The organism is Leclercia sp. UBA1284 (assembly GCF_002308415.1).
GTDB lineage: Bacteria > Pseudomonadota > Gammaproteobacteria > Enterobacterales > Enterobacteriaceae > Enterobacter > Enterobacter pneumoniae.
The window spans coordinates 77,023-90,023 of record NZ_DBUS01000008.1 but is presented as its reverse complement, the minus strand read 5'-3'; the positions used below and the strand labels follow the sequence as shown (position 1 = coordinate 90,023).

The 13,001-nt window shown below is 58.1% G+C and carries 12 protein-coding genes; 5 read left to right on the top strand and 7 right to left on the bottom strand.

Annotation, left to right across the window (positions count from 1 at the left end; translation table 11 throughout):
* Positions 1-30 precede the first annotated feature (30 nt).
* The 5 genes from pncC to mltB all read right to left on the bottom strand — a co-directional run bounded on the left by pncC (position 31) and on the right by mltB (position 4,394).
* On the bottom strand, positions 31-528 hold the full coding sequence (gene pncC / locus B3511_RS17955) for a nicotinamide-nucleotide amidase (protein ID WP_046886163.1): 498 nt from the start codon (positions 526-528) through the stop codon (positions 31-33).
* A 128-nt stretch (positions 529-656) separates the two neighbouring features.
* Complete coding sequence (locus B3511_RS17950; protein ID WP_286787650.1) at positions 657-1,535, bottom strand: metal ABC transporter substrate-binding protein; 879 nt, start codon at positions 1,533-1,535, stop codon at positions 657-659.
* A gap of 14 nt (positions 1,536-1,549) precedes the next feature.
* Positions 1,550-2,410: a metal ABC transporter permease gene (locus tag B3511_RS17945; protein ID WP_286783977.1), complete on the bottom strand. Its 861-nt coding sequence runs from the start codon at positions 2,408-2,410 to the stop codon at positions 1,550-1,552.
* On the bottom strand, positions 2,407-3,060 hold the full coding sequence (locus B3511_RS17940) for a metal ABC transporter ATP-binding protein (protein WP_046886137.1): 654 nt from the start codon (positions 3,058-3,060) through the stop codon (positions 2,407-2,409). The genes B3511_RS17945 and B3511_RS17940 overlap by 4 nt, the downstream gene beginning before the upstream one ends.
* Before the next feature lie 233 nt (positions 3,061-3,293).
* Entirely contained in the window at positions 3,294-4,394 is a 1,101-nt protein-coding gene (gene mltB, locus B3511_RS17935; RefSeq protein WP_046886138.1) for a lytic murein transglycosylase B, read from the bottom strand.
* Between the two features lie 192 nt (positions 4,395-4,586).
* On the opposite strand from mltB, the gene gutQ reads away from it, so the two are divergent.
* The gene (gene gutQ / locus B3511_RS17930; RefSeq protein WP_286783976.1) at positions 4,587-5,552 is read left to right on the top strand and encodes an arabinose-5-phosphate isomerase GutQ; all 966 of its coding nucleotides are present in this window, start codon (positions 4,587-4,589) and stop codon (positions 5,550-5,552) included.
* On the opposite strand, the gene norR is transcribed toward gutQ, so the two are convergent.
* Complete coding sequence (gene norR, locus B3511_RS17925) at positions 5,549-7,063, bottom strand: nitric oxide reductase transcriptional regulator NorR (RefSeq protein WP_286783975.1); 1,515 nt, start codon at positions 7,061-7,063, stop codon at positions 5,549-5,551. The two genes, gutQ and norR, sit on opposite strands and share 4 nt — an antisense overlap.
* Before the next feature lie 190 nt (positions 7,064-7,253).
* On the opposite strand from norR, the gene norV reads away from it, so the two are divergent.
* From norV to B3511_RS17905, 4 genes are all read left to right on the top strand, one after another.
* Positions 7,254-8,699, top strand: coding sequence for an anaerobic nitric oxide reductase flavorubredoxin (gene norV / locus B3511_RS17920; RefSeq protein ID WP_286783974.1), 1,446 nt, complete (start codon positions 7,254-7,256; stop codon positions 8,697-8,699).
* Positions 8,696-9,829 (top strand): NADH:flavorubredoxin reductase NorW, encoded by a 1,134-nt coding sequence (gene norW, locus B3511_RS17915; RefSeq protein ID WP_286783973.1) that lies wholly within the window; start codon positions 8,696-8,698, stop codon positions 9,827-9,829. The genes norV and norW overlap by 4 nt, the downstream gene beginning before the upstream one ends.
* Before the next feature lie 163 nt (positions 9,830-9,992).
* Positions 9,993-10,151, top strand: a complete 159-nt coding sequence (locus B3511_RS17910) for a hypothetical protein (protein WP_207292290.1) — start codon at positions 9,993-9,995, stop codon at positions 10,149-10,151.
* A 129-nt stretch (positions 10,152-10,280) separates the two neighbouring features.
* Complete coding sequence (locus B3511_RS17905) at positions 10,281-11,930, top strand: SgrR family transcriptional regulator (RefSeq protein WP_286783972.1); 1,650 nt, start codon at positions 10,281-10,283, stop codon at positions 11,928-11,930.
* Here the strand turns inward: B3511_RS17905 and B3511_RS17900 are convergent.
* Entirely contained in the window at positions 11,927-12,940 is a 1,014-nt protein-coding gene (locus B3511_RS17900) for a LacI family DNA-binding transcriptional regulator (RefSeq protein ID WP_286783971.1), read from the bottom strand. The two genes, B3511_RS17905 and B3511_RS17900, sit on opposite strands and share 4 nt — an antisense overlap.
* Positions 12,941-13,001 lie beyond the last annotated feature (61 nt).

Here is a 13,001-nt window from a genome sequence, read left to right as displayed (position 1 = left end):
GCCGCAATTATACTGTATAGTCATACAGTATCAAGTCTTTTGTAGAAATTGTTGCCAGAGTGTTTTTAACGCATATTCGGTGGCCTGACGGCGCACATTTTCACGGTCGCCGGTGAAGCATTCGCGTCGGGTAATCCCCTCGCCCTGCGCCGTCGCAAAGCCAAACCATACGGTGCCGACCGGCTTAAGATCGCTGCCGCCATCCGGCCCGGCAATGCCGCTAATGGAGATCGCGTAATCGGCGCGGGCGGCACGTAATGCACCTATTGCCATCTCTATAACCACCGGTTCGCTCACTGCGCCATGCTCTTCCAGCGTCGGCTCCCGAACGCCAATCATTTGCGCTTTTGCTTCATTACTATAGGTAACAAATCCGCGTTCAAACCAGGCGGAGCTACCGGCGATATCGGTAATCACCTTCGCCACCCAGCCGCCAGTACAAGATTCTGCCGTGGTGAGCGTTGCGCCGCGCTGTTTCAGCGCTCGCCCTACTTCTTCGCTGAGCTGCATGAGTTCATGGTCAGTCATCATCGTTTAGGCTCCAGATAATCGTGCAGCACAAGATAGCACTTTCAGCAGAGATATGGGGACGAGCGGATGTTTTTACGAGGGGGCTTCAGAAAATGCCGATGCAGAGGCATCGGCAGAATGGCGAATCACTTCATGCTGTTGACGAGAGTATCCACGTTGTGGCGAAACGCTTTAACGTAGGTGTCTGCCACGCCCCCTTTTGCAGAGAGCGCTTCGGGATAGAGCTCGCCGCCAGGCTGTGCGCCGGTCGCCGATGCAATCTGTTTCACGAGCCGCGGATCCAGCTGATTCTCCATAAACCAGGTCTTTACGCCGTCGGCTTTAATTTGCGTGATGATAGCGGCAACCTGGGCAGCACTGGCTTCACTCTCCGATGATAGTCCCTGCGGAGCGATAAACGTGACACCATAGGCGCGGCCAAAATAGCCGAAAGCGTCATGGCTGGTCAGCACTTTTCGCTTCGCCGTTGGGATGCGCTGAAAGCGTGCTTTTGCCCAGCTATCGAGCTCTGTTAACTGCGTAATATAGGATTTCCCCGCCGCCTCCAGCGCGACCTTTTCTTCGGGATCCGCCTTTATCAGCCCATTCAACACATTCCGGGCATACAACGCACCGTTGGCGGCGCTATTCCAGGCATGCGGATCGGTAATGGTCTCTCCGTCCTCAACTAGCGTGTGCGTTGGAACCCCCGCCGACGCCACCACCAGCGTGCCTTTAAAGCCAGACGCCTTCACCAGCCGATCGAGCCAGCCCTCCAGCCCGAGTCCATTCACCACCACCACGTCGGCTTTACTCAGCGCTGCGCTATCTTTCGGTGACGGTTCGAAAGTATGAGGATCGCCATCCGGCCCCACCAGCGTCGTTACCTTGACGTGGTCGCCCCCGACCTGTTGGGTGATATCCCCCAGAATCGAAAAACTGGCAACGACGTTCAGCGTCTTCGCCTGCACCCCCTGAGCCAGCAGGCTCAGTGCGAGCGCCATCATAACCCCTGTACGTTTCATCATTTCTCCTTGCATTAAAAAAGCGCTCGCAGGCTGTGAGCCAGCCTGCTGCGCGTGCCACATAAAATCGAAAAGAAAAAGAGACCACTGGCGGTGAGTACAATCGCCGGCCCCGCCGGTAGGCTGACCGCCCACGAGAGGCTAAGCCCCAGCCAGGCGCAGAAAATGCCGCTCACTCCGGCAAAAAGGAGCAATCCGGGCAGCGTCCTCGCCCAGCAGCGGGCCGCCACCGCGGGCAGCATCATCAACCCCACCGCCATCAGCGTACCGAGCACCTGAAAACCGGCGACCAGATTGAGCACTAACAGCGCCAGAAAGAGACCGTGCAGTAGCGCAGGCAGCCAGCGGGCGTTCACCTGCAGCCAGGCCGTATCGAATGCCTCGCTAACCAGCCCGCGATAGAACAGCGCCAGCGTTAATAAGGTGAAGATGCAGACCCCCGCCACGAACAGCGCCGCATCACGGTCTACCGCCAGGATGGAACCAAATAGCAAGTGCAGGAGATCCACATTTGAACCGCGCAGCGACACCAGCGTCACCCCCAGCGCCAGGGAGCCAAGATAAAACCCGGCGAAACTGGCATCCTCTTTTAACGGCGTGCGTCGGCTCACCAGCCCCGCCACCAGCGCAACGGTTATCCCGGCGATAAACCCGCCGACGCTCATTGCCAGCAACGACATTCCGCTTAGCAGATAGCCCACCGCCACCCCCGGCAGAATGGCGTGCGAGAGCGCGTCCCCCATCAGGCTCATGCGGCGTAGCAGTAAAAAGACCCCCAGCGCCGTGGTACTGGCCGACAACGCAAGGCAGACGACCAGCGCCCGGCGCATAAAGCCATATTCAATAAAGGGCTGAAAGAGGAGATGCCACATCATGCCACCCTCATCCCAACGCCGGTCTCTAAAGACGGGGCGGCATCCAGGCGCAGGACCTGCGAAAAGTGGCGCGTGACGCGCTCGCTGTCATGAAGCACCGCCAGCACGGTTCGCCCCTGCTGCGCCATCTCAAGTATCAGCTCCATCAATATGTGACTGGTCGCTTCATCCACGCCGGTGAAGGGTTCATCCAGCATGACCAGCGGCGCATGCTGTACCATGACGCGCGCAAAAAGCATGCGTTGAAATTGCCCCCCGGAGAGTTCGTCAATCACCGTGCTTGCCAGCGCCGCCAGCCCTACCCGCTCCAGCGCATGATCGATACGCGCACGCGCCTGTCGTCCGGTTCCGGCAAACAGCGAGAGGGTTGGCCAGCATCCCATGCTTACGACATCCTTCACCGTCAGGGGGAATTGCGCCTCCAGCTCGTGTCGCTGGGCAAGCCAACCGATAACAGGCCGCTTTTCCTGCCAGCGGAACGTCCCGCTGACCGGAGGAAGGAATCCTGCCAGCGTTTTCAGGAGCGTCGATTTGCCGCAGCCGTTAGCGCCGGTGATGGCGGTCATACTGCCGCGCAGGATCACCTCATCCAGCGGACGCGTGATGGGCTGGCGGTGGTAGCCCACCACGAGGCGTTGTAGTTCGATCATGGCAGCGCTACCGCCCAGCGCACCGCGAAGACGATGGCTAAAACCAGCGTCAGCGCATACAACACGCGCGTTAACGAAGAGAGAGAGAAGAGAGAGTGCGTCATCAGTCACCCGATAAAATTATGTTATAACATAACAATAAAGGGGTGTGCCGTGATTGTAAATACCGGGCGGCTAATGGGAGTGTGGATAAATGTTACAGCCCCCTCTCCTGCCGGGGAGGGGACGAAAGATTACTGACTGAACGGCGACGCCGCAGGCACGCGCGCCAGCGCAACGGCCTGGCCCAGTTGCCACACGGCCATTGCGTAGTGGGTGCTGTGGTTATAGCGGGTAATGGTGTAGAAGTTTGGCAGACCATACCAGTATTGATAACCGGTACCGATATCCAGACGCAGCAAGCTCGCCTGCTGGTGGTCACCCAGCGATTGCATAGGCATTAAACCGGCGGCGGCCAGCTGGGATACGCTGTACTTGGTTTTAAACCCATTTTCCAGCCCTGGAGCCTGCCCGTTAGCCTGAACGGCGACCGGATCGCCCTTCACCCAACCGTGTTCTTTAAAGTAGTTCGCCACGCTGCCGATGGCATCTTCCGGATCCCACAGATTGATATGGCCGTCTCCGTTGAAATCTACCGCGTATTGCTTATACGAAGAGGGCATAAACTGGCCATAGCCCATCGCCCCTGCGAAAGAGCCTTTCAGATCCAGCGGATCGTCCTGCTCGTCGCGAGCCATCAGCAGGAAGGTTTCCAGTTCAGAAGAGAAATACTCGGCGCGACGCGGATAGTTGAAGGAGAGCGTTGCCAGCGCATCAAGAATGCGCGTTTTCCCCATCACACGGCCCCAGCGGGTCTCCACGCCAATAATGCCGACGATAATTTCCGGCGGCACGCCATACACCTGCCAGGCGCGGTTAAGGGTCTCTTCATGTTGATTCCAGAAGGCAACGCCATTTTGCACATTATCTGGGGTGATAAACTGCTTGCGATAACGCAGCCATGCCCCGTTCGGCCCGGTCGGCACCTGCGCTGTCGGTGCCTGTCGGTCCATCAGGCGCAGCACGTAATCCAGACGTTTCGCCTGCGACAGGATCTCCTGCAACTGCTGTTTATTAAAGCCGTGTTTGCTCACCATTTTATCGATGAACTGTTGAGCCGCCGGGTTGTTGGCGAAGTCGCCACCCATTTGCATCACATTGTGTTGCGGCTCAAGTAAGAAGCCGCCGGAAGGGGCGCCAGCCGTCTGCTGAACTTCCTCTGTTTTTGGTTTGCTGCTGCAGGCAGCCAGCATAATCAGCGCAGGTAACAGCGCTGCATAACGACGCTTAAACATGGCACATCCATTGAACGAATTCGATAAGTGGCAAGTATGGTAAAGCATCCCCGACACCACAAGGAAGCGGTTCTGTGGTCGCCAGCAAAATCTTTCATTTTTATCCATGAATGCCCCAGGGTGAATGCTTTATGATAGGCCGCCCCTTCTGCTGTGGCAGGGGCGCGGGAAGGATCGTAAACGGAGAGAAACATGAGTGATTTTCTGTTAAATGCAGGCCGTCAAACCCTGATGCTGGAGCTACAGGAGGCCAGTCACCTGCCTGAAAGGCTGGGGGAGGAGTTTGTCTGTGCGGCAAATACGCTTATCCACTGCGAAGGCAAAGTGATTGTCTCGGGTATCGGTAAATCAGGCCATATCGGCAAGAAGATTGCGGCCACCCTCGCCAGCACTGGCACGCCAGCCTTTTTCGTCCACGCAGCAGAGGCGCTGCACGGAGATTTAGGCATGATTGAAAGCCGTGACGTGCTGCTGTTCATCTCTTACTCTGGCTCGGCCAAAGAGCTGGATCTGATCATCCCACGCCTGCAGGAAAAATCGGTCGACCTGCTGGCGATGACCGGCAAAACCCGTTCCCCGCTGGCGCTGGCCGCCAAAGCGGTGCTGGATATCTCAGTCGAGCGCGAAGCCTGCCCAATGCACCTGGCCCCCACCTCCAGCACCGTGAATACGCTGATGATGGGCGATGCGCTGGCCATGGCAGTGATGCAGGCGCGCGGCTTTAATGAGGAAGACTTTGCGCGCTCCCATCCGGCGGGTGCCCTGGGCGCGCGTCTGCTTAATAAAGTGCACCATCTGATGCGCACCGGCGATGCCATCCCGCAGGTGAAACTCACCACCAGCGTGATGGATGCGATGCTTGAACTGAGCCGTACCGGGCTGGGTCTGGTTGCGGTATGTGATGAGCGCGAGCAGGTGAAAGGCGTCTTTACCGACGGCGATCTGCGCCGCTGGCTGGTAGGCGGCGGCACGCTGCAGGCCATCGTCAGCGAGGCAATGACGCCCGGCGGCCAGACGTTGAACGCCGACAGCCGGGCCATTGAGGCCAAAGAGGTGCTACTGAAGCGTAAGATCGCCGCCGCCCCGGTGGTGGATGAGCACGGCAAGCTCTGCGGTGCCATCAACCTTCAGGACTTCTATCAGGCCGGAATTATCTAGCCCTTCAGCCCCAGACGTTTCGCCAGCCGGTGCAGGTTGGCCACGTCGGTTTCCAGCGCCCGCGCGCTTGCCGCCCAACTGCGGTTGTTCTGTTCCAGCGCGCGGGTAATCATCTGCCGTTGAAAATCTTCTGTCGCTTCACGAAGGTTTTCTTTCCCCGGTGCCGGGGCATCCGCTGTCACCGCCAGGGGGGTGTCATCCTGCAGGGCAAAATGGCCGGGCTGAATAACTACCTCATCGCCTTGGCGCGCAGCCCGCGCCAGCACTACCGCCCGGTGAATGGCATGTTCCAGTTCGCGCACGTTGCCGGGCCAACCGTAACTCAGCAGATGTGAACGGGCGGCAGGGCTTAGCACGACGCGAGCAAGACCCATTTTCAGACGACACTGCTCGCAGAAAAAGCCCGCCAGCAGCACCACATCTTCGCCACGCTCACGTAACGGCGGCACGGAGAGTGGAAATACGCTCAGGCGATGGAAAAGATCGGCGCGGAAATTACCGGCCAGCACCTCCTCGCGCAGATCGCGGTTGGTGGCCGCCAGAACGCGCACATTGACGCGCAGGCTGCGGTCATCCCCCACCCGCTGGATATCGCCATACTGCAACACGCGCAGCAGCTTGGCCTGCAACGATAACGATAGCTCACCAATTTCATCAAGAAACAGCGTGCCGTTGTCGGCCATTTCAAACTTACCGCTACGGTTGCTGATAGCCCCGGTAAATGCCCCTTTCACATGCCCAAAGAGTTCACTCTCCGCCACGCTTTCTGGCAGTGCGGCGCAATTGAGATAGACCAGCGGGTTGACCGCGCGCGGCGAAGCCTCGTGGATCCCCTTCGCGACCAGCTCTTTGCCGGTACCGGTCTCGCCAAAGATCAATACGTTCAGGTCTGACGCCGCCACGATGTCGATCTCTTTTTTGAGCTGTATCATCCCCGGCGAGAGGCCAATCATCTCGGTATGCGCCACGGGCTCAAATGCCGCCGGGCTACCGGGCAACATATTCTGGCTCTCCAGTTGTTCAATCAGCAGCGCATTGTTCAGCGCCCCGGCGGCCAGCGCGGCAATCAACCGCAACTCCTCATCACTGAAGGTATCGAACTGGTCCGGCGACATACCGTCGAGGGTGAGCGCCCCTATCAGATTTTGCCCGGCAAACAGCGGCAGGCCGATGCAGGCATGCACCTTCAGGCTCTCCTGCCCCGGGATGAGGCCATCGTAGGGATCGGGCAGATCGCTGTCTGCGGGAAAGCGCACCACATCCCCGGCGCGGGCGATGGTTTCAAGCCGCGGGTGGCCCTCAAGCGAGAAGCGCCGCCCCAAAACATCCTGCGCCAGTCCATCGATAGCCAACGGTATAAACTGCCGCCCTTCATAGCGTAGCAGCGCCGAAGCATCACAGGCCAGCACGTGACGCAGGGTCGAAATTAAGCGTTGAAAACGGTCCTGATGACCGATACCGGTTTGCAACTCGATAGCGATTTTCGCCAGCACGTCTACAGAAAAGCTCATATCTGCCTCGTTGTCATTTTGACAATTCATAATGTCATATTGACAATATTTTAGATAGTCATTATGACTACCCATTGTGGGTTGTTATTTACTAAAACCATTAAAATCAATAAATTAAAAAACTGGCACGCATCTTGATACAGGCAATACATCTTTCTTAAACATGCCGTATTTAATTATCGAGGTTGCTATGTCTATTCTGGTTAAAAATAACATTCATTGGGTTGGTCAACGTGACTGGGAAGTGCGTGATTTTCACGGAACGGAATACAAAACGCTGCGCGGCAGCAGCTATAACAGCTATCTCATCCGTGAAGGTAAAAACGTCCTGATTGATACCGTCGATCATAAATTCAGCCGCGAGTTCGTGCAGAACCTGCGTAGCGAAATTGATCTGGAGGCTATCGACTACATCATCATTAACCACGCGGAAGAGGACCACGCCGGGGCGCTGACCGAGCTGATGTCCCATATTCCGAACACGCCAATCTACTGCACCACCAACGCTATCGACTCGATTAACGGTCATCACCACCATCCGGAGTGGAATTTCCACACCGTGAAAACCGGCGATACCATGGATATCGGTAACGGCAAACAGCTGATCTTCGTGGAAACGCCAATGCTGCACTGGCCGGACAGCATGATGACTTACATGACCGGGGACGCGGTACTGTTCAGTAACGACGCCTTCGGCCAGCACTACTGCGATGAACGTCTGTTCAACGACGAAGTGGACCAGACCGAGCTGTTCGAACAGTGCCAGCGCTACTACGCCAACATCCTTACGCCATTCAGCCGTCTGGTGACGCCAAAAATTACCGAGATCCTCGGCTTTAACCTGCCGGTGGATATGATTGCCACCTCCCACGGCGTGGTATGGCGTGAAAATCCCACCCAGATTGTCGAGCTGTACCTGAAATGGGCGGCGGATTACCAGGAAGACCGCATCACTATCTTCTACGACACCATGTCCAACAATACCCGCATGATGGCGGACGCCATTGCCCAGGGGATCAACGAAGTGGATCCGAACGTGGCGGTGAAAATTTTCAACGTGGCTCGCAGCGATAAAAACGAAATCCTGACCAATACCTTCCGCTCTAAAGGCGTGCTGGTGGGCACCTCCACCATGAACAACGTGATGATGCCAAAAATCGCGGGCCTCGTGGAGGAGATGACCGGCCTGCGTTTCCGTAATAAACGCGCCAGCGCCTTTGGCTCCCACGGCTGGAGCGGCGGCGCGGTTGACCGTCTCTCTACCCGCCTGCAGGATGCCGGTTTCGAAATGTCTATGAGCCTGAAAGCCAAATGGCGCCCGGACATCGACGCACTGGAAATCTGCCGCCAGCACGGTCGCGATATCGCCCGTCAGTGGGCGCTCGCTCCGCTGCCGGACGCCACAGCAAAACCGGCCGAATCACAGCCTGCCAGCAGCTGTGCCGCCGCTTCTGCCGATCTCGGCCCGCGCATGCAGTGCAGCGTCTGCCAGTGGATTTATGACCCGGAACTGGGCGAGCCATTGCAGGATGTTGCGCCGGGCACGCCGTGGAGTGACGTACCAGACAACTTCCTCTGCCCGGAATGTTCCCTTGGTAAAGACGTCTTTGACGAACTGGCATCGGAGGCAAAATGAATAACGGAATCGTGATCATCGGCTCGGGCTTTGCCGCCCGCCAGCTGGTGAAAAATATCCGCAAACAGGATCCCAGCGTTCCGCTGACGGTGATTGCCGCCGACAGCATGGACGAGTACAACAAACCTGATTTAAGCCACGTCATTAGCCAGAATCAGCGTGCCGAAGATCTCACCCGCCAGACGGCGGGGGAGTTCGCGGAACAGTACAACCTGCGCCTGTTCCCCTATACCTGGGTCACCGATATCGACGCCGCTGCGCACGTCGTGAAAGCGAAAGATCATACCTGGCAGTACGACAAACTGGTGCTGGCCACGGGCGCATCCGCTTTTGTGCCGCCGGTTGAAGGCCGCGAGCTGATGATTACGCTGAACAGCCAGCAGGAGTACCAGGCCAGCGAAACGTGGCTTCGCGACGCGCAGCGCGTAATGATTGTTGGCGGCGGCCTGATTGGCACCGAGCTGGCGATGGACTTTTGTCGGGCGGGTAAAGCCGTCACGCTGGTCGATCACGCGGCCAGCATTCTGTCGGCGCTGATACCCGCCGAAGTAAGCAGTCGCTTACAGCACCGTTTAACCGATATGGGCGTACACCTGCTGCTGAAATCTCAGCTGCAAAGCCTGACCCGTACCGAAACCGGCATTCGTGCCACCCTCGATCGCAACCGCAGCGTAGACATTGATGTGGTGATTGCCGCCACAGGGTTGCGTCCGGAAACGGCGCTGGCGCACCGCGCGGGAGCGGAGACAAACCGTGGCGTGAAGGTCGACAGTTACCTGCAAACCACGCAGCCCGACATCTATGCGCTGGGCGACTGCGCTGAGATCAACGGCCAGCTTCTGCCCTTCCTGCAGCCGATACAGCTTAGCGCGATGTATCTGGCGAAAAACCTGCTCGGGGGCAGCGCGCCCCTGAAATTACCCGCGATGCTGGTGAAGGTGAAAACGCCTGAACTGCCCCTGCACCTTGCAGGCGAAACCCAGCGTCAGGATCTGAACTGGCAAATCACCATCGAACCACAGGGCATGGTGGCCAAAGGCGCTGACAGCGAGGGACAGCTACGCGCCTTCGTGGTCAGCGAAGATCGCATGAAGGAGGCCTTTGCCCTGCTGAAATCTCTGCCCGCTTAACCCTCTCTGCCACTCTTACTTAACCTTTGGATCTTTTATCCGCAGCCCCGATGTCCCGGGGCTTTTTTCTGTCTAAATGCGGAACAACCGCAAAACCTCACCCTGTTTTATGCCGCCTATCCTGCTTAACCTGAAGCGGTATTCAACGGCGGGAGAGCGTGACATGACAAACCTCAAACAGGATCTGGCTTATCTGGAGCGGTGGTTCAGGAAGGTTCAGCCCGCCGAACCCGTGCTGTGGCGCTGGCTCTATCTTACCCCGTCGCAGCGCATGGAACGGCTACGCGAGCTTATGCTGCCGCTCGGCGAGAAAAAATCCTGACCCGAACCGGGTTGTGACGCTTTCAAAGGCTTTATTGCAAAAAGCGGAACAGGTTGATCAACTCCACCCTATTTCTTCCTGAAAAGCCCTTACACTCTCAACACACCTCATTAGATGCCGATCAAAGCCATGCGCCTGTTACAAAAAATTCGTCAGTATCAGCGGCTCTCTCTGCACTACGGCTCTTCGCCCAGGCAAACGACCCTTGCCGAAGTCGCGGAGGTGGCGGTCTGCAGTGAACGGCATGCGCGCACCCTGTTACGCCAGCTGGCGGAAAACGGCTGGCTACGCTGGGAGGCGCAGCCCGGACGCGGCCACCGCGCCACGCTGCACTGCCTGCGCACCACCAGCGAACTGAGCGCCCCGCTGATGCGCGCTTGCCTGGAAAAGGGTGACTACCAAAGCGCCCTGCAGCTGGCCGATGGCGATCCCGCCAGCCTGCATCACATCATTACCCCCTTTCTGGGCGGTAAATGGCTGAAGCACCAGCCGACGCTGCGTATTCCCTGGTACCGCCCCCTCACCTCCCTGCATCCGGCACTGCAACGCCGTCGCGCAGAACAACATATTATCTGTGCGGTACATGCAGGCTTAACCCGCAATGAACCCGGTCAACCGCACCCTATAGGCGATCTGGCACACCACTGTGCTTCTCTTGATGGGGGACGGCGCTGGCATTTCTATCTGCGTAGCGGCGCGCACTGGCACAACGGCCAGCCTATTACTGACGACGATATCCTGACGGCGATGCGGCAGCTGCTGGCCGACCCGGCGCGAAATGTCGGGTTGCAGCATATCGCCTCGCTTACGCGGGTGGCCCCCTGGTGTCTGGAAATCGAGCTCACTCGCGCCGATGCGCTGTTACCACAGCGGCTGGCGCATCCGGTCTGCCGGCTACCCCATCCACGCCAGCCCGAGATCGGCGCGGGCCCCTTTGCCATTGCCCGCCATCATTCACATTATTTGCGGCTGGAACGTCAGCCCTGGTACTTTGGCCATCACCCGCTACTGCATGCGATAGAGTTCTGGCGCACCGGCTCAATGCTGGAGAAACCGGCGTGGATTACCGTAGGCAAGGGCAATACAACCCAGGAAGCGGTGACCTCCACCAGCAGCGGCTTTGCCTGGCTGATGGTCAATAGCGCACTGCCCAAAGCACTTGCCGCCGCCTTACGTCACCAGGCGATAAGCCTTAACCAGCGCTGCTTTGCCTCCCGCAGCGACCTGCAGATCCGCAGCGACATTCTGCCCGGCCTGCACGTGAAAGAACCGCCGGAACCGGCAGCCTGCCCGCTGCCAGTCAGTCTGAAGCTGGTGTGTTATCACACGCCCGAACTGCGGGAGCTGGCAGAAAAATGGCGACAACACTTGATGCGGCACGGTTGCCAGTTGCAGATCGAATGGCGAGACCGTGATGGCTGGCATCAGCCGGATGTGCTGGCCGGCGCCGACCTGCTATTGGGGGACTATCTGGCGAGGGAAAACGCCGGGTTCGCGCTGGGAGAGTGGTTGCTTTACGAGCCCGCCTGGCAGACCGCGTTAGGCGTGGCGCGCTGGCAGAAAAAGAAGCAGCAGCTTATGCAGATGTGCGACAGCGAAGCCCACTTTAACGCCCAACTGACGCCCCTCTTTCAACAGATTTTTGACGAGGGAACCTGTACGCCGCTGTTCCACTATCGCTATCAAATCAATGCCCTGGAAAATGTGCAGGATATGGTCTTAACCGCAGGGGGCTGGCTCGATTTCACCCGCGCCTGGCTTCCCCCGCCTGCAGGCTAGCGATGCGGTCCGGCCACCACCGAGTCACGCAATATCAGCTCGCCGTCAAAGTTTTGCTGTGAGGTGAAATCGCCGCCATCGAGCATAAAGATCAGCCTACTGATGGTCTCTTTAATCATTTCCGTGACCGGCACCCGGACGCTGGAGAGCGACGGAACAATATAAGGGGCGATGGCAACGTCATCGAAACCAATGACCGAGACCGCGGCCGGGGTGGCGATCCCACTCTCGTGCAGCTGCTTGATGGCACCAATCGCCATATCATCATTACTGGCTACCAGTGCGCTGAAGGTCTCACCGCGAGCCAGCAACGTTGAAACCCCCGCCGCGCCGCTCGCCGGGTTCCATTTCCCCTCTACAATCAACGACTCACGCAGCGGGATCTGATGCTGGGCCAGCGCCGCTTTGTAGCCACTCAGACGTTCGATCCCGGTTGGGGAGTCCAGCGAGCCGGTGATAAAGGCGATATCGCGATGACCCAGCTTGATAAGCTGCGTCACCGCGGCCTCGCTGGAGGCAATGTGATCGGACCAAACGCAATGGCTGCTGTTTTTACGCAGGCGACGGTTAAGCACCATCACCGGCTGGCTGTGATCCTGAATAATGGCATCCATCTCATCGACGCTGAGAAAACGCGGATAAATAATGATCGCGTCGCAGCGCATATCCAGCAGATACTGAATCGCCTCACGCTCCTCTTCCGCGCTGTGTTTGCCATCGGCCAGGATGAGCTGCCGCCCGCGCTCCTCGGTCATTCGCGCGGCATGGAACAACAGCTCGCTGAAGTAGACACCATGATAGAGGGTGTTAGTTACCACCAGCCCCAGGGTTTGCGTGCGTTTGGTCGCGAGGTTTCGCGCCAGTAAATTGGGGCGATAGCCACTCTCGTCAATGGCCTGAAACACGCGGTCTTTTGTCTCCTGGCTTACGTAACCGTTGCCCGAAAGCACCCGGGAAACCGTCGCCTTCGAAACCCCTGCCCGCTTCGCCACTTCCAGCATCGTGGTCATCGCTTTTTCCCTCTCAATCTAATGAGCGGCAGTGTACTTCACGGCGATTAAATTGTCGCAG